The organism is Nocardioides sp. F233 (assembly GCF_057813895.1).
On the sequence record NZ_JBVASH010000007.1, the window covers coordinates 243,658 to 261,051 of the forward strand.

Here is a 17,394-nt window from a genome sequence, read left to right on the forward strand (position 1 = left end):
CCCATGACCTCCGTCCTGCTGGCGACCTTCGACCTGATGCCCGACGGCGAGCCGGGCGGCGCCGCGCTCACGGCGGCCCTCGACGCCCGGGGGATCGAGAGCCGCTGGGTGCGCTGGGACGACGCGGACGCCGGCTGGGCCGACGCCGACCTGGTCGCGATCCGGTCCACCTGGGACTACCACCGCCGGCTGCCCGCCTTCCTCGACTGGGCCCGCGAGGTCGAGGCGTCGACGACGCTGCTCAACGGGGCCGGCGTGGTCGCCTGGAACGCCGACAAGGCCTACCTCGCCGAGATCGCCGACGTAGTCCCCGTGGTGCCGACGACGCTCCTCGACGACGCCGATCTGGCCGGCGGCCTGGTCGCGGCGCTCGAGCGCTGGGACAGTGTGGTCGTCAAGCCGCGCACGGGTGCCGGCGGGATCGGCGTCGTCGTGGTCGAGCGGTTCGACGACCCGCGCCTCGAGGGCCTCGTCGCCGGGCCGTGGATCGTGCAGCCCCTCGTCGACGCGATCCGGACGACGGGGGAGAGCTCGGTCTATGTCTTCGACGGCGTCGCGGTGTCGCAAGTCGACAAGACCGTGGCGGTCGGGGAGATCCGGGCCCACGAGCTGCATGGCGGCAGCAACACCGCGGTCGCGCTCGACCCCGAGCGGGCGGCCGTGGCGGCCGCGGCCGTGCGCGCCGTCGCCGAGCGTCGCGGCGCTGACCTGGCCTATGCGCGGGTCGACCTGCTGCGCTGGCAGGACTCCTGGGTGGTCAGCGAGCTGGAGCTGATCGAGCCGGGCCTCTACCTCGACGTCGACCCGGCCAACGCGGACCGGTTCGCGACCCTCGTCGCGGGCCGTCTGGCCCGCTCCTGACCACCCCTTCTCCTTGCACTCGCCATGGTCGAGTGCTAAACATGATGCTGGCACTCTCGCCTTGAGAGTGACAACGGACATCGCGAAGGAATCGCAGGAGTTATGTCGAAGCTGATTGCTTTCAACGAGGAGGCCCGCCGCGGTCTCGAGCGTGGCATGAACACGCTCGCGGACGCCGTCAAGGTCACCCTGGGCCCCAAGGGCCGCAACGTCGTGCTGGAGAAGAAGTGGGGCGCCCCCACGATCACCAACGACGGTGTCTCCATCGCCAAGGAGATCGAGCTCGAGGACCCCTACGAGAAGATCGGCGCCGAGCTGGTCAAGGAGGTCGCGAAGAAGACGGACGACGTCGCCGGTGACGGCACGACGACCGCGACCGTCCTCGCCCAGGCCCTCGTCAAGGAGGGCCTGCGCAACGTGGCCGCCGGCGCGAACCCGATGGGTCTCAAGCGCGGCATCGAGGCCGCCGTGGCCGCCGTCTCCGAGCAGCTCCTGGGCATGGCCAAGGACGTCGAGACCCGCGAGCAGATCGCTGCCACCGCCACCATCTCCGCCGGTGGCGACGCCACCGTCGGTGACGCCATCGCCGAGGCGATGGACAAGGTCGGCAAGGAGGGCGTGATCACGGTCGAGGAGTCGAACACCTTCGGCATCGACCTCGAGCTCACCGAGGGCATGCGCTTCGACAAGGGCTACATCTCGGCGTACTTCGTCACCGACCCGGAGCGCATGGAGACCGTCCTCGAGGACGCCTACGTGCTCATCGCCAACAGCAAGATCAGCAACGTCAAGGACCTGCTGCCGCTGCTGGAGAAGGTCATGCAGTCGGGCAAGCCGCTCGTCATCCTCGCCGAGGACGTCGACGGCGAGGCGCTGTCGACCCTGGTCGTCAACAAGATCCGCGGCACCTTCAAGTCCGTCGCCGTCAAGGCCCCGGGCTTCGGCGACCGCCGCAAGGCCATGCTGCAGGACATCGCGATCCTCACCGGCGGCCAGGTCATCTCCGAGGAGGTCGGCCTCAAGCTGGAGACCGCCGGTCTCGAGCTGCTCGGCCAGGCCCGCAAGGTCGTCATCACCAAGGACGAGACCACCATCGTCGAGGGTGCTGGCGACGCCGGCCAGATCGAGGGCCGGGTCAACCAGATCCGCGCCGAGATCGAGAAGTCGGACTCCGACTACGACCGTGAGAAGCTCCAGGAGCGCCTCGCCAAGCTGGCCGGCGGCGTGGCCGTCATCAAGGTCGGCGCGGCCACCGAGGTCGAGCTCAAGGAGCGCAAGCACCGCATCGAGGACGCCGTCCGCAACGCGAAGGCGGCCGTCGAGGAGGGCATCCTCCCCGGTGGTGGCGTCGCGCTGGTCCAGGCCGCCGCTGCCGCGTTCGAGAAGCTCGAGCTCGAGGGCGACGAGGCCACCGGTGCCGCGATCGTCAAGGCGTCGGTCTCGGCCCCGCTGAAGCAGATCGCGATCAACGCCGGCCTCGAGGGTGGCGTCGTCGCGGAGAAGGTTGCCAACCTCCCCGCCGGCCAGGGCCTCAACGCCGCCACGGGCGAGTACGTCGACCTGCTCGCTTCGGGCATCATCGACCCGGCCAAGGTCACCCGCTCTGCGCTGCAGAACGCCGCGTCGATCGCCGCGCTGTTCCTCACCACCGAGGCCGTCGTGGCCGACAAGCCGGAGAAGGCCGCCGCTGGTGGCGACCCGACCGGTGGCATGGGCGGCATGGACTTCTGAGTCCCGCCTGCTTCACCTGCTTCATCCCACAGGGCCCTCGCTTCGGCGGGGGCCCTGTGGCTTCTCTCCTACTCGCCGGTTCCGCCTCGACACAGCCCCAGCTTCCCGGGAGCGCCCTTCGGCAGGCCGTAGTACTTCCACGAGTCCGCGGCGGTCTGGACCTGGGAGGCGGTCTGGCCCTCTTCGGAGTCAAGGTCGTTCAGCCCACTGGCCGCGCACGCGGAGTTGGCGTGATCGAGCGCGCCCGTCTCATTGGTGTTGTCCGGGGTGCCCGGGGGACCCTTCACCTCGCCGGCGAAGGCCGGACCGGCCGACCCTGCCACCAGTGCAACCGCGCAGGCCGCGCCCGCGCACCATCGCCTCATCGTCATCTCGTCCACCCTTTCGTCGATTCCGACATGGCGGACCTTCGAGTCGCGCCATGAGCCGCGCCGGGCGTCTCGCCCCGTTCAGACTCGACCCGGGGTCCGGCGTTCGCATCACCAACATGGGCGAAGCCACCGCGACCTGCTGTCGAGCCGGACCGGGACATCCCCGCGACGCTCGTCGCGGATCGTTCGACAGGGGGAGCCGTTCGTCCCATGATGGAGGCATGGTCGTGTCGGACCGGATCGGTCTCGTCCTCGGGCGGCGACGAGAGCGCCGAAGGCTCGCGGCAAGTAAGGCCGCCCGGGAGCGTGCGGCGATGCGGGAGAGTCATGACGACCTGCCGGTCGTGCCGAGCCAGGGCGACCTGATCTGCTTCAACGCGGCGATCCACCCCTGCTGATCGCCAGTGAGGACGGGGCACCCGCCATCGAGTCCGCGACTCGACCTCGCTGACGGACCGCCAGGTCGCGTCTGCCTGTGCGGCGAGCAGAGGCTGTGCCGCCCTGACCCTTTGTGGCGGCCGCTAGCCGCATCGCGGCGGAGTGCAGCACCTTGTGCGACCTGAGGGCGGTTCCGGCGGATCGTTCTAGGGCTGACTGGATCGCGGCATGAGGACTCGCTTGTCAGCGAGCGGCGTGTCACCAGTTACCGTCCCCGAGTCTCTCTCGTTGAAGGAAAGTTTGTAGGACAGCTACATGTTCCGAAAGCCGAGAGCGTGGTCCCTGCGAGGGCCCTAGTCTTTCCCCATGGAACCGAGGGACGCGCATTCGGAGCGAGTCGACTTCTTGGTGGCGCAAAGAGAGGCAGCGGAGGCGAGATTCGCGGCCTCGCGACACCAAACAGGTCTCTTTGTCGCGCTGAGCGGCGTTCAAACCGACGCTGACTCTCTCACGATCGGCAGATTATTCACGATCGAGAAACTCAAACACCCCATCGTATTCGCCGGACGCGAGTCGACGAGGTTACTCGCCCCCCGTCATCAATTGGCGTGCTACTCGCCCAGAGTCTCAATGGACACCGACTGGTTCATCGACGGGGTTCTCTGGACGCTATCGACGCTGTTGAAGATTCGTTGTGGCGGATATTTTACGACCTGCGAGATTTCAGATGTGCCGTGGGACCTCGCCGATGGACTGCCACTTGGGCACCAGACCAAAACAGTGGCTCTGGCTCATTCTCAGCCGAACTGGTGGCCGTCTGGCGCGGCAGTCAATGTCACGGCTGATGACTGCGAGTGGGTGGGGCAGTCATTCATGGGGGCTCTTGATCTCCGAAGCGACGCTAGATTCCACTTCGCCCTGGCGTCCTACTCGGGCTCTTTCGACGAGGCCGATCCGAGAATGGCAGCCAGCAAGGCATGGGCAGGGATCGAAGCCCTAATCGGCATCTCAACCGAACTTCGATTTCGTCTATCCCTCTACGTCGCCGCCGTTCTGCATCCTCCGGGAGCGCATCGCCTTACCCGCTATAGGTCGCTGACGAAGATGTACGACAGGCGCTCCAAGGTGGTGCACGGTGCGACCCTTCCTGCGGCAGACGTCCTCGGGAACGTATCGGGAGCCCAAGAGGTACTCGGCAGCCTTCTGACGAGAGCAATCGAGGGAAGTCGCCTTTGGTCACCATCAGAACTGGAGCAGCTTCTACTCGCCCCGTGAACTTGAGAAGCGAACGGTCAAGATCCGCCGCGCGCCACGGCAGCAAGAGACGCTCGTCGTACACCGAGCAAGGCCGAATCGCGGCGGTAGGACGCGGGGGCTGCACTTTGTTCGGCCGCGACCTCGCCATCGTCCATTTGGACGGGAAGGATAGATCTGTCGCAATCTGCCCGTGGCGGGCTTGAGGTCGATGGACGCGGTTTCAGTTCTCAGCGTGCCTCCGAACGCGACTTCACCACCGACTTCATCTTTCCGTGCTGTCGCTCGCCATTATGCGGGGGTCGACCCCTTGCGGGGACTCGTCGACGACAGAGATTGGGAGTCCGGCCGTGCTGGATCCTCCGAGATCTCCCGGAGCCTCAAGAGCTTGGCTAGGGTGCTTCGGATATCGAACTCGTGATCCCAGATGAGTGCGACGAGGTCCTCGTAGGAATCCTCGGGTTGCAGCAGATCTCGTACATCCGCCTCGAAGACGTCATACGGAGCAGCAAGGCCGAGTGCTTCCTTGCGGAACCGCAGGTACTCGTCGCGCGACCGGAAGTGGATCGAGTAACGTCCGTCGACCCGTTCCCCGAAGGAAACATCCCATCGCTTCCCGAATTCCTCAAGTATGTGCGAAACGGACTCCGCGTCATAGGGCTCGCTGAAAAGGTCGGCGCCGACACTCGTTCGGGAGGAGTCGTCCAGGCAGGTACCCTCCCAATGGACACTCACCTGACGCTCGAACTCGATCCGTTGAAGGTTCTGCGTAGACGTCTCGAAGAGGTCGGTCCTGAGATACCGCCTCGCGCTGGTGGCAATCCAAATTATTGGAGCATCCATGAGATCGTGGCGAAATGATCCGACCCTTGAGTCCGACGAGATCGATACCAGTCGACGGGTGGTTTCCATCAGTTCTTCGCAGTGATAGTCCTTGCAGAATCGGAAATAGTGAGCGGCCATGCGCGGCACGCCGCGCCAGATCGAGTATGGCGGCAGCGGATATTGTCGCTGAATGGATTCGAATTCGCGCAGAAGGGACGCCTTGCGTGGGGAGACAACTAAATCCATGTCCGACTCGCTCCAACCTCCGCTGGCTTCGTACTGAAACTTCGCTTTGCAGATCGAGTACAGTTCTGATTGGACGCAGGCGTTGTACAACTCCGCGCTCGCGCTGTAACTGATTTCGCAGTGGTAATTCGGGTTGTAGCGCGAGAGGTGATCATCTGGGACTCGCTCGAAGATGTACTTTGCAGACAGGACATCCTTACCGGCCCGCTCGAGAATCAGGTCGGTTTCGGAGTGGTTTCCGCCAATCGGCCCGTCGGTGCCTCGCAGTTCCTCGCCGATCTCCTCAACCCTGGACCTGACATGCCTGCGGATCAGGTGGAGCGAGTCCCGCACGGCTTCCGCGCCGATTCGCTGGTTCTCGTCCTGTTGCAGCATCCTCTCGACAAGTAGGTCGAGATCGGAAAGGAATGGGTGAATGTCCCCCACCCGCAGACGCCGGATTCCGCGAGGGTTCTGCTTCGTAAACACCTCGGTGATGATAAGCCCAAGCGCGAAGATATCGGCGGGCTCACCGATGTCTCCTGCGTTCTTCATCGCCATCTGCTCTGGGGCCTGATAGTTGCGGTTGGCCAGCAGTTCTCCGCGCTTGGTTAGAGTTGAATCCTTGAAGTGAGCGATCCCGAAATCAGCAAGGACCAATCGCCGGTTCTCCGGGTCGACTAGGATGTTCTCGGGTTTGATGTCTCGGTGCACGATTCCCTGACGATGTACGTAGGCCAGGCCATCACAAAGCTGGTAAAGGTAATCGAGAAGAACTTCGTAATCGGACTCCTCTGCGATGATTTCGCGGAGGCTCTTCGAATACAAGTCCATGGTGTAGTAGAAGTAATCTTGGTCCTCGGACTCCGCGTGAATTCTCACAACGTGATCATTCGTCGCTAACATGCCAAACTCGATCTCATTGCGGAATCGTTCGTTTCGTCGGCGCGATCCGACACCCTTTGCGATTCGCTTGAGGGCGTAGACTCTGCCGTCTGCCGAGGATCGCACCTTCCAGACCTCGGCCGTGCCGCCTTGTCCGAGCACTGATTCGAAGGTGTATGAGACACCGTCGATGTCAGGAGTCGCTCGCGTCATGCTGACCAAGTTACTGAACTCGCAAGGACGCCCCCACATCGGTCGAAACGCGGGGCGATGCCCGACCGCGACAGCCCATGGGGACGACTAACGCCCGCCCCCGCAACAGCTGCGACGCACGAGGTCAAACCTGCTTTGGCGACGTCTGAGTTGGCGAAGATCGGGCTAGCCCCCGATGGGCGCCGGCAATGGCAGGGTGACCCTGTCGGTCGTCATGGACTTGGCGATCACTAGTTGCCGGGCCAAGGCCCGAGTCTGGCGTCTGCGATGCGTACGGTGTCGTCCACGCCCTTCTAGGCCGCTCATTGGCCTGGAAGCGATCGGGGCCTAGGGCGGACGCGGCGGTTTGACGGACCGCCCTCACTACGACCCTGCCCGATGCGGCGGCTGGTCGCCTCGGCCACCGCCGACGCGGCGCCGGATGGGGGACGGTGCGTGGGGACCGACGGGGGCAGTGGGTGTCCTAGTCTGGACCGGTGTCTGAGCGCCCACTGTTGTTCATCGGTTCGTCCTCCGAGGGCCTCCAGATCGCCCGCAATCTAGAGGCGGAACTCGACGCGGCACGGGTGTGCCATGTCGAGCGGTGGAACCGGGACGTCTTCGAGGCGAGCGGGTACACCCTCGACTCTCTGACACGAACCTTGGCCCGTGTCGATTACGGCTTGCTGATTGCATCGCCCGACGATGTGGTGGAAAGCCGGGGCGTCTCGGCTCCGGCCGCTCGCGACAACGTGCTTCTCGAGTTCGGGATGTGCCTCGGAGCGCTCGGGCGCGAGCGCACGTTCCTACTCGCGACCGGGGAGATGAGGCTGCCGTCGGATTTGCAGGGTCTGACCCGTCTGTCTTACTCGCCCCCGGTCGACGGCAACGTACAGCGCGCCGTCAACACTGCCGTCCTCCAGATCGAGAAGCAGGTCAAGGCGCACGGGCCTCGCCCGCGACCGGGTGCAGCAGGAGCGACTGTCGACACAACAGCGCGTGACGTGCTCGACCGCGAGATCGATCTGATTTGCGCCAACGCCCGAGCACAGGGTTGGACGGTCAAGGCAAACACGGACACCACGCTGCGGCTCCGCAGCCCCAAGGGCGATCCGTTCTCGCTGCAGAAGGGCACCACGGCCGAGACACGCGTTGAACTCCGGAAGCTCGCTTCGCGTCTGCGAGCCGCAGGGTTGCGCGTGAACAGCGCAGTCCGTAGGCCGATCGAGTCGTCCCCTCTGTAGAGACGGCGTGTCCCCCTGTCAGGCTGCCCTTGCGGCCTAGCGCAACAGGGGGACGGCGCTCCAACTCGGGCTCTACCGAGGGCCCCCGAAAGGTCGCCGCGCCTCGGCCGCTTCCCCATCTTGGACGAGCACCTAGGCATCGCGCCACGTCAGCGCCAGGCTGACACGTACCGGCTTCGACGGTTCCGCAGCGCCGCCATGTTATACGGAAGACTCTACGAGCCTCGGCAGGACCGCCCCAGGTGGGGCGTGGGCGCGGGATCCGCAAGTCGGCGCGGGCCACGGAGGTTCAACGGCTCGTAAGCCATGGTGCTGCTTCTCATCGAGTGGCCGCCCGTGCCGGAATGAGGTCGCCCAAGGACCGCCGTTGCACCGCACGGCCGGACCGAATCATGTCGGCGAAGTTGGGGCGATCCATCTCGAGAGTGGAGCCGTGCTGGACAATTGCGTCGGTCGCCTCGCATCCGCAGCGGGACTTCGACACGCCACCCGATGACTCAGGTCGATCGATGCTCCTGCTGATTGAGCGCCGCTGTTACGCGTCCCGGGTCGTCGATCAGGTCGAACAGGCAGCTCGTCCGCGTCGCCCATTGCTCCGGGTCGTCGCCTTCGGCGAACGATACCGCCGAGGCGAACTGGTCGCGGAGATTGACCGGCAGACGCTCGGCCAGCTCGCCCGCCAGTTCGCGGCTCAGCGTGGCTCGAGGCGAGGACGGTGGCATAAAGCGGCCGAGACCGCCCGTCGCCGAGACGACGGCGTCCGAGGCAGCCAAGAGCGTCGCGACGGCACCGCGAACCCAGTCTTTGTCCCTGACATCCGTGAGCGGCACGGCGACCTGCTGGACGCTCGCGATCGCTTCTTTCCCAAGCGCCAGGGAGAGCCCGCCGGGGTCCTCGTGATAGTTGAGGTAGCGAGCAACGTCGACTCCTGGCGGGCAGACCTCGGCCAGCACCACGTCGCCGACGAAGTTGCTGGGATCGATCAGCCAGCCGGCCCGCACTGCGACCGAGGGCCTCAGGCGCACTCGGTACAGCTGGAACTGGTTCCCGCGGTCGGCCTGATCCCTGATCCGGCGCAGCATGTTGTGGATCGCTGCCTCGTAGGTGCCGACGTGGAGGGCCTTCGCCCGCTGACGCGCCGCCCACTCGGCGACCCTCTCGTCACCACCCATCAGTTTGCGGGTTCTCGTAGTCAGTCCGGCGGCAGGGTCATAGACCTTCGTCGGCCAGTCCGGCTGCGTGCTGGTGTGGTACCAGGCGAACCTTGCGACCTCCTTGGCGTCGAGCGCTGCGTCGTTGGGGTCGACCGTCACCCGGGGCGAGTGCTCGTGCTCGCAGTTCGTGCCGCAGCCGGGGCAGGTCTCCCGACCTTGATTCCAGCGGTCGATCCAGTTGAGGTCGACCGTCCATCGGTGGTCGCATGTCCCGCACAGCATCTGCCGTTCGCGCGAGAAGTCGATCTGCCGTTCCACGCCCCCATTCTCCGGGGCTCTGGCTGCGACCATCCAGACTGCTCCGCGGGGTGGGAGACCGTGGGTGCTTGCGTCCTGCGTCAGGATTTGCCGTCGGCGACTCGTGAGTCGTTCTGGGCGGCGTGCCGCGGAAGCTATACGCCTGCGACGTAGGCGGTGAGGAAGTGGACGCCGTGGCGGTCGAGGTTTCCTCGGGCACGGTCGTAGTGCTCGGTAGTTCGCGGGTCTGCGTGCCGAGCGAGGATCTGGGCGTCCCGCAGCGGGACGCCAGCGTCGAGGGCGTTGGTGATCGCGGCGTGGCGCAGCGAGTGAGGGCTGATGTGTCGCGGAATCGCTGCGGCCCGGGCGATGCGCTGGACCATCCGATAGACGTCACGGCGATCAACCGGCTTGCCGGTGAGCGGACGCAGAATGAGCGGTCCGGCGCTCCGCTCGCCTCGGCATGCCTCGAGCACTCGAAGAACCGGGACAGTGATGGGCATGGTGGCGGGCTTGTTGCCCTTGCCGACTAGGCGCAGGACACGGTGGCCGCGCAGCGTCTCGGCGTAGTCCTCGATCCGGACCGCCGCCGCCTCCGAGGCTCGCAGAGCGTTGATGCCAAGGAGATACGCGAGTGCACCGTGATGGACGGTGATCGTCTGAGCGACCTGAAGGAATCGGATGAGCTCGAGCCGATCGAGCCCTTGGGTACGCGATTCATCGCGATGCACCTCGGGTAGTCGGGCGTAGACCGCTGGGTCGGTCGGCGTGAGTCCGTCGATGTGGGCGAAGCGGAAGTATCCGCGTACCCCATGCAGCAGTGTGACCACCGATGAGGCCATCAGGCCGCTTTCGGTCAATGAGCGGATGTAGAGCTCGACGTGTGCACGCTCCACGCCGATCAAGGCGTCGATCCCGTTGGTCTCGCACCAGGCGAACCACCGGCGCAGCTGGTAGGCGTACAGGTGGTGAGTCGGTCCGGAATAGCGGGCGAGGAACGATACGGCGGCAAGCTGCGCGGGCGTCATGTTGGCAGGCTGGAACGGCATCAGCTCGCGAGGTGCGTCTTGGCTGGTCATGGAGTTCTCCGCGGCGATGCCGAGGTGACCTGCCGTGCTCGCCGTCGACACGACGAGGTCAGAGAACCGACGCTACGCGCAGCAATGGCACCCGACGGTGTTGATGAGTCGGCTGCCACCAAGCCGCGCAGGCGGCGATGTGATGCTGCTCGGACCGTTGCAGTCCCTGCGACAACGCAGGCGACCCAAATTCCACAGCTTCTGTCGGTAGCACCTGAGAACATTCACGGCATCCATCCGGAAGGGGATCCTTGATGAGCTCGATTGCATCGTTGCTTGGCCTATTGACCTTCGGCGGATTCGTCCTCATGTGGTGCTGCACGACTGTCCGGCACCGGAGCCACCTGAGTCAGTGCATCTTCGATCTGCAGAGGCAACGACGACTCGATCGGAGGCTCGCCGGATGCGTGGCCGACGTCGAGCAGATCCTCGACCAACTCCCTGCCTCGGGAATGGGCGAGGTGCCAGAAGTCCTAGTCGGGCATGTGACCTATCTCTACGGTCTTCGTCGCGAAGCGATCGACAACGTTCGTAGGCTCAGCAGCCACGCCGTGCGTCTCCAGTGGCCCGATGGGTATCTCTCGCGTTCAACCCTCGCAGGAAGACGCTGCGAGTTGGCGCACGGCGCGTTGGTGACGGCGTTCCAAGCGCTCGCGGATGCGGCACTCGAGTACGAAAGAGGACTTCCAGCCGCACTTGAGCGGAGCGGCGGCGGCGCTGAAGGGAGACCGCTCTCGATGCCGGTGCGCCTACTAGACGAGGCTGCCGCGCAGCAGGTTGCCCGACTCAGGGACGTGTGCGACACCGCACTGACGAATGCCGCGGCCGCCACAGGTCTCGGCAATCCCGCCTTGCTAGTCCTCGACTCGACCTGGCCGGTCAGACGCTCCGAGGCGGTGGCACTGACACCCAACCCGTACCTCGGTGAGATCCGACCAATGAAGTGGAGCGGCTTGGGACCGCAACCCGCTCTCCACGTGGATGCACGCTAATTGAGGAGCCGAAGGTCTAACTGCTGATGCGGCTCTGACGCACTGGTGGGGCCGGCGCCTTGCCTTCAGACGGGCGGCGTGGACGCGCTTTAGAAGGCGCCTGCGCTCGCGCATGCCGATGCGCGCCAACGACGGGCCGGAGGACTTCAGCAGCGTCCCTGCCGTGGATCGCTACGACTTCGACCAGCGCCCTTCGCTCGAAGTTGCTGGAGACCGCCCCCATATCCTCTCCTCCAGGCGCTCAAGCTCCGCAGCGGGGTCCTGCAGGATGCAGTGGCTATCCGAGGCGTTGGCCATGTGCGCCCAGGAGGTTGAGATCTACCAGTGCTCATCTGCTTTTGGCCCGCTTTGAGAAGACTTGAGATAGACACGGGGACATGTCACTACCCGCCGATGTGATTCGAGACCGAGCTACACGGGTAGTACGCGGCGTCCAGCAAGACGATATCGGCATCTACCGCATGGTGAAGAAGATGGTGGCTCACACCATCAAGGAGTACCGGGGGCGATTCCTCCACGAGCTCATCCAGAACGGCTATGACGCGCATCCCGCAGGCACCGTCGATGGGCGAATTGCCGTTCATTTCGACGACAGCGAGGGATTTGGCGTCCTCTACGTAGCTAACGGCGGGCGGCCCTTGAGCCGCAGCAACTTCGAGCGTATGGCGTCGCTCGGCGAGAGCGACAAGGAGATCGGCGTCGGGATCGGAAATAAGGGCGTCGGGTTCAAGAGTGTCTTCCAGGTCTGCGACGTGCCTGAGGTGTACAGCGCCCAGGATCTGGATGATCCCGGTTTCGGCGGCTTCTCGTTCCGGTTCGGGACTAGGGAGGACCTCGTCGGGCACCTCAACGAGGACACTGCGCTTGCCGACGAAGTTGCTGCGAACCTCTCGCTCAGCATGCTGACTGTGCCGCTAACCGAAACGCCGGACTCCGTACTTCGGTTCCGCGAGCAGGGATACGTCACCGTCCTTCGCCTACCTGCCAACGACGAACGTGCAGGTAAGGAGATTCGCGACCGCATGACACGCCTCGTCGATCCGGCGGCGCCGATCATGTTGTTCCTTGAACGGCTCAGCCTGCTCTCCGTTCAAGAGAGCGCCGACCAGGAGCCGCGCCTGCTCACCCGCAGGATTGATCCCGATCCTGCGGCCGCGGGCTCGGTACGCGTCGTCCTCGATGAGCATGACGTGTATCAAGTCTTCAGCGCTGAGGTTCCGAAGGAGCGCCTGCGAGCGGCCCTGCGCGAGTCAGTCGAGGAGGGCGCCCTCGACGAGCGGTGGTTGGAGTGGAAGTCAGAGGCTCAGGTCTCGGTTGCCCTTGGCTCAGAGCACCCTGTCACCGACGGACGCGCATTCACGTTCCTGCCGATGGGAGCCGCTGCCAAGTCGACCCTGTCCGGGCACGTGAACGCCCCATTCGTCACCAACTTCGCCCGTGTTGACCTTGACTACGAGCAACCGGTCAACCGCCTGATGCTCGATTCCATCGCTGCGCTGTGTCTCGATCAGGCGGATCTGCTCGTGCAGCAGCGGAGCGACCCTGACCACATCATTGACCTGCTCGCCTGGGAAGACCGGCTCGACGACCTGCGTTCGGCATGCAAGCGCCTCAACGACGAAGACTTGGCCGACGTCCTCTGCCTGCCCGTCCAGGGCGGGCGCTGGCGACCTCTTCGCTTGAGCTTCGCCTGGCAGTGGTTGACCCCCTTCATCGATGCCAGGCGGGTGTGCACCTCCACCGATGCTCCGATTCTGGATCCGGAATCGATCGATCAGGGGCGGATGCCCAGCCTCGTAAGGCTTGCTAACGAGTTAGATGCCGGACTTGATGCGCCTCAAGACGTCCTTGCCGACTGGGTCGAAGCCATTGCGGCGGCTCTGCTGACTGAGAAAGCCGACGTAGAGACGTGGGGACGCTTCTACGACGATCTCGGGGCACTATTCGATGCAGACGGCGTCGCTCTACGGGGCCGCAAGATCTTGCTCACTTCCGCGAACACGCTCGCCCCCTGCGACGAACCTGCGGAGACGGTCGGCGCTGGAGACAGAAGGCGTCGGCGTCAGCGGTCGGTGTTCTTCTCGCCACGGCGCTCGGGCGAGCAGGACGTCGATGATGACGTCGCGGACGAGGCGCTCGCCACGAACGGCGTCGAGTCGGGGCCCGAGGTCATGGTGCCGAAGTCGTTCGAGGACCGCATTGTGTTCATGCACTCCCAACTCGACTGGAACCCGAACGGTCCGAACCGCGACGGGCGGTCCTTCCTCGAGGATGCTCATCTCGTTCAGCCGTTCCGCACCGAACCCCTCCTCCGGATGCTCGGGCGCGTCCTCACGACGGCAACCTCGTCACGCGTGAAGGCCGACGCTCTGGGCTTCGCCTTTCGACTGATGGGCGCAGAACCACAGCGCTACGCGCGCGACCTGGTTTCGGCCCGCCTCCAGGTACCGACTCTCGCCGGGGAATGGATCCACGCATCCGACGCGCTTTTCGGCGAACCGTGGAACGTGTCCGGCGCTGCGCACGTCTCGGCCCTACGCAACGGTGCCTCGGAGGACACGCCGGAGCTCGCGGAGGTCGCCCGCCGCGTCATAGCCGGCCCGGAGACCTTCAGCAGGCTCGAGACGAGGAGCAGCCAGGCCGAACCCGATGCCGAGCGGTGGGTCGCGTTCCTGAGGGTCCTCGGGGTCCAGGTGCGCCTGCCGGTCTTCACGACGGCAGAGCCTCGCTCGATCATGGGTCGCACTCTGACGACGTCGCGCCTCCTCGGTGGGTCAGACGTCCCTGCGGACCTGCCAGCCGAGGTCCGCCAGCAATGGCATGAGCATCTCGACCTCTCCGGGAACCACCACCATCCAGAGACGCAGTTCACCACCGACGACCCCATCTGCTGGTTCGCAGGACAAGCAGAGATAGGGGCCTTGCCGGCAAGGCTGCGAGCGGAGTACGCGGCCCTCGTCATCCGGACGCTTCCTGGGCTTCAGCCCGAGCAGTGGGCCTCCACGTGGAGGCGCCGACTGCCGAATGGCTGGACCACGTCCTGCGACACGGCGTTGGCCTGCTTCGTCGCCGGTGAGGCCTGGCTGCCGATCGGCCGCGCGAGTACTGGCCAGTCCTTCCGGTCACCCCAAGACACCTGGTACGTCAGCGCCGAGGACCAGATGGCGGCGAACTACTCACCCTTGCTCGAGCCTTCAAGCCGGCGCCTTCTCGCCGCGATCCCTGCCGCGCGGACAGCGTTAGAGCGTCGCGGTCTGCGCGTGTGGGGCGACCCGGCAGACGCATACGCATTGGTCGACCATCTCACTGGTCTCTTCGGAGGTCGCGATCTGTCACAGGTGGCGATCGATCACCTGAGGTCCGCGCTGGAGCAGGCCTGGTGCGACATCGGCACGGAGCTGGGCGCCGACGCCAAAGCCGATGTGCCCGATTTGGCCGACGGCCTGCTCGTCGAGCGCAACGGCCAACTGGAACTGATCAGCCCTGACCTCGCCGGTGCCGAGAAGGTCGTGGTCATGGGCGCCAACGATCAGGCGACGGCGTCGAAACTGATTCGGGAGCTCGGTTGGCCGATTCTCTCGGTGGACTCGAACGACGAAGTCCTGCTCGAGCGGGTGCGAGATGCACTCCGCGCCATATGGGCTGACGACGTAGTGATCGCCTCGGAGTGGGACATCGAGGTCCTGGCCGACGGGCGCCCCTGGGCTGCGTCCGAGAACGATCCCCGTCTCGTCGACGAGGTCCCCTGGCTCCCGCTGCTCGTGGCCTGCACGATGAGGTACCCACGATCGGGCCAACAACGCATCGGCAAGCAACTGGAGCGCTACATCGAGGACCTCGGACGAGTGCGGGTCTCCCGATGCTCGTCCATCAGTATCGCGAGCGCAGCGGGCCCCGAGGCGCTGCCACGCCGGATGCGAGGAACGCTGCCCGTTCCAGGTCCATTGCCGACGTTGCTGATCGAAACGCCCGACGGCGCTCTTCGCTGGAAGCACTTGAGCGGAATGGCCGAAGCCGCGATAGACCTGATCGGTCAGGGCCGGTTCATCGCGGAGATCTCGCTCAACATCAATCGGCTCAGCGGTGACACCGATGCGACCCCGCACCGCCCCGACACGCTCGAGCTTGCGGATGTTCTCGACATCTCCTCGGCACAGGTCGAAGAGACCGAAGGCCATCTCTTTGGCGTTGTGTCGGGCATGGTCACCCGGATGCTCCCCATCGTGGCGACTCTGTGGGGCGCCGAGGCGATGATCCGACTGACGGACGCGATCATCGCCAGCCGCGACGATCTTCTACATGTGTTGATCGGAATCTGCGGAGGCCACAAGGAGGCCGAGACCCTCATCGAAAGGGCCGCCGCCGCCAGCGATGCAGATGCGCTCCGGATGGCAATGTCCATCGACCTAGCGACCTACAACGACACCCTGGTCACGCACTTCCATGGTCACCGGCTCGTCGACTATTCGTCTTCCCAGAAGGAGGAGTTCGCCCTACGCCGAAGCCAACGGCGAACAGAACTGCTCGACTGGCTACGCTCCTCTCGACTGGACCTGTTCCTCGCCTACACAGCGCAACCGGACATCCCGACCAGCATGGATCTCGCCTTCCTCACGCCAGATCCTGAGTGGGGCACCCGTGTCGACGTGCTCAGCGCACCGCTCATCGACGAGCGGATCGATGCGCTGATGCGAGATCGATGGGGTAATCCTCCAGAAGGCGGCGACGCGGCGCTCGAGGACTGGGCCGACGTTCGTCGGTCGAACGGGCACCCGCTCCACGAGCGGTTGGAGTTCCTCGGCCGCTTGCATCGGGCTTGGTCTCGCAAGCAGAACGGTGGCACCGTCGGGCTCGATCAACGCTGGGCCGGCGGCGAGGCCTTCGCCGAGGAGGCGATGAGGCTCCTCGGCGAAGCTGGGGCACTTGAGTTCCTCAAGCTCGACGACGACAGGCTGTTGCAATGGCTGTCCAAACTCGACTTCTGGCCTGAGTCGATGCCCGTAAGTGCCGACCCCGCGTCGCTGGGTCTCAGCGAGACCGACCTCGATGAGGTCGCGACAGAGCGCGAGGCTGCCCGCGAAGCCAAGGTTCGCCAGGAGCGCCAAGTCACCGTTCACGGCGAGGTGATGGACCTGGACGTCACGCTGCGGAACCTGGTCGAGCGGATCACCAACCATCTCAGCACTGATCCCACGAGCCTGGACACCCCCTATCGGATCCTCATGCCAGAGGCGATGGGCGAGCGTCGCCAGCGTCGCCGACCGGGTGGCGACGGGCGACCGCCCACCGGAGGCGGCCGCGCGAAGCGCCTGTCGGATCCTCAACGAGAGGCTGTCGGTTTGGCCGGCGAGTTGACCGCCTTCCATTGGCTGAGGGCGAAAGACCCAGCCCCCGTGGACGAGACCTGCTGGAAGTCAACCAACGTGTCCTTGGTTTTCGAGGGACTCACCGGGCGGGACGACCTTGGCTACGACTTCGCAGTACCGCGGGCAGACGGCCCGGTGATGTACGAGGTCAAGGCCACCACGGGTGAGGCCGGGATGATTGAGCTTGGCGAGACCGAGGTCGCATGCGCTCAAGAACATGCCCATGGTCGAGGTCGCAAGTGGCGCCTGCTGATCGTCGAGGAGGCTCTGACCCTTTCTCCTCGGGTGCTGGTCTTGCCGAACCCCTTCCATCCCGATACCCGCATGCTCTTTCGCTTGGACGGCAACAGCATGAGGCTGCGCTTCAATATCTGACCCGACCTCTCGACTCCTGCGATCTCCTGGCCGACGGGTGCGCGGCTGCCCAGGACGGGCGACTGGCGAATGGGACTCTGGCCAGGACGGTTGCCTGTGAGTCGCGAAGGCATTGCGCCCAAGCGCGAAGTGACGCACATGCCGAGGGGCCGCATCAGGGCGTTG

10 protein-coding genes are annotated in these 17,394 nt (G+C 65.2%); 6 read left to right on the top strand and 4 right to left on the bottom strand.

Annotated features, from left to right (window positions below; all coding sequences use genetic code 11):
• Window positions 1-3 precede the first annotated feature (3 nt).
• Entirely contained in the window at window positions 4-861 is an 858-nt protein-coding gene (locus ACZYRU_RS23825) for an ATP-grasp domain-containing protein (RefSeq protein ID WP_488959589.1), read from the top strand.
• 102 nt (window positions 862-963) lie between these two features.
• Window positions 964-2,592, top strand: a complete 1,629-nt coding sequence (groL, locus tag ACZYRU_RS23830; protein ID WP_488959590.1) for a chaperonin GroEL — start codon at window positions 964-966, stop codon at window positions 2,590-2,592.
• A gap of 68 nt (window positions 2,593-2,660) precedes the next feature.
• On the opposite strand, the gene ACZYRU_RS23835 is transcribed toward groL, so the two are convergent.
• Window positions 2,661-2,963, bottom strand: a complete 303-nt coding sequence (locus ACZYRU_RS23835) for a hypothetical protein (RefSeq protein WP_488959591.1) — start codon at window positions 2,961-2,963, stop codon at window positions 2,661-2,663.
• 221 nt (window positions 2,964-3,184) lie between these two features.
• On the opposite strand from ACZYRU_RS23835, the gene ACZYRU_RS23840 reads away from it, so the two are divergent.
• Both ACZYRU_RS23840 and ACZYRU_RS23845 read left to right on the top strand, forming a co-directional pair.
• Window positions 3,185-3,361: a hypothetical protein gene (locus ACZYRU_RS23840; RefSeq protein ID WP_488959592.1), complete on the top strand. Its 177-nt coding sequence runs from the start codon at window positions 3,185-3,187 to the stop codon at window positions 3,359-3,361.
• 346 nt (window positions 3,362-3,707) lie between these two features.
• Window positions 3,708-4,616, top strand: coding sequence for a hypothetical protein (locus ACZYRU_RS23845; RefSeq protein WP_488959593.1), 909 nt, complete (start codon window positions 3,708-3,710; stop codon window positions 4,614-4,616).
• Window positions 4,617-4,886: 270 nt separating this feature from the next.
• Here ACZYRU_RS23845 and ACZYRU_RS23850 read toward each other — a convergent pair whose 3' ends face one another.
• Window positions 4,887-6,743: a serine/threonine-protein kinase gene (locus tag ACZYRU_RS23850; protein WP_488959594.1), complete on the bottom strand. Its 1,857-nt coding sequence runs from the start codon at window positions 6,741-6,743 to the stop codon at window positions 4,887-4,889.
• Between the two features lie 476 nt (window positions 6,744-7,219).
• Between ACZYRU_RS23850 and ACZYRU_RS23855 the strand changes: the two genes are divergently transcribed.
• On the top strand, window positions 7,220-7,966 hold the full coding sequence (locus ACZYRU_RS23855) for a TIR domain-containing protein (RefSeq protein WP_488959595.1): 747 nt from the start codon (window positions 7,220-7,222) through the stop codon (window positions 7,964-7,966).
• A 497-nt stretch (window positions 7,967-8,463) separates the two neighbouring features.
• On the opposite strand, the gene ACZYRU_RS23860 is transcribed toward ACZYRU_RS23855, so the two are convergent.
• Together ACZYRU_RS23860 and ACZYRU_RS23865 are read right to left on the bottom strand one after the other, a co-directional pair.
• Window positions 8,464-9,438, bottom strand: a complete 975-nt coding sequence (locus ACZYRU_RS23860; RefSeq protein ID WP_488959596.1) for a hypothetical protein — start codon at window positions 9,436-9,438, stop codon at window positions 8,464-8,466.
• A gap of 134 nt (window positions 9,439-9,572) precedes the next feature.
• Entirely contained in the window at window positions 9,573-10,496 is a 924-nt protein-coding gene (locus tag ACZYRU_RS23865) for a tyrosine-type recombinase/integrase (protein WP_488959597.1), read from the bottom strand.
• A gap of 1,453 nt (window positions 10,497-11,949) precedes the next feature.
• Between ACZYRU_RS23865 and ACZYRU_RS23870 the strand changes: the two genes are divergently transcribed.
• Window positions 11,950-17,229, top strand: a complete 5,280-nt coding sequence (locus ACZYRU_RS23870) for a sacsin N-terminal ATP-binding-like domain-containing protein (RefSeq protein ID WP_488959598.1) — start codon at window positions 11,950-11,952, stop codon at window positions 17,227-17,229.
• Window positions 17,230-17,394 lie beyond the last annotated feature (165 nt).